Origin of the sequence: Rhizobium sp. Leaf311, assembly GCF_001423445.1 — a bacterium.
Taxonomy (GTDB): domain Bacteria; phylum Pseudomonadota; class Alphaproteobacteria; order Rhizobiales; family Rhizobiaceae; genus Agrobacterium.
In genome coordinates this window covers 239-634 of sequence record NZ_LMNZ01000019.1, presented here as the reverse complement: position 1 = coordinate 634, position 396 = coordinate 239, and the positions used below count along the sequence as shown (strand labels likewise).

1 rRNA gene (running past both ends of the window) is annotated in these 396 nt (G+C 59.1%); it reads right to left on the bottom strand.

Annotation, left to right across the window (positions count from 1 at the left end):
• Positions 1-396: ribosomal RNA gene (locus ASF69_RS16575) — 23S ribosomal RNA — on the bottom strand (its annotated part extends past both window edges: 483 nt to the left, 238 nt to the right); the annotation flags it as partial.

Sequence of the window (396 nt, the reverse complement as noted above, 5' to 3'; positions counted from 1 at the left end):
GGACTCTTGGGGGTCATCAGCCTGTTATCCCCGGCGTACCTTTTATCCGTTGAGCGATGGCCCACCCACGCGGGACCACCGGATCACTATGACCGACTTTCGTCTCTGCTCGACATGTCCGTCTCGCAGTCAGGCAGGCTTATGCCATTGCACTCGACGACCGATTTCCGACCGGTCTGAGCCTACCTTCGCACGCCTCCGTTACTCTTTGGGAGGCGACCGCCCCAGTCAAACTGCCTGCCATGCGCTGTCCCGGACCCCGATCAGGGGCCGCGGTTAGACAACCATATCTACAAGGGTGGTATTTCAAGGATGGCTCCACACAGGCTGGCGCCCATGCTTCAAAGCCTACCACCTATCCTACACATGCCGACACGAATGCCAGCGCAAAGCTAC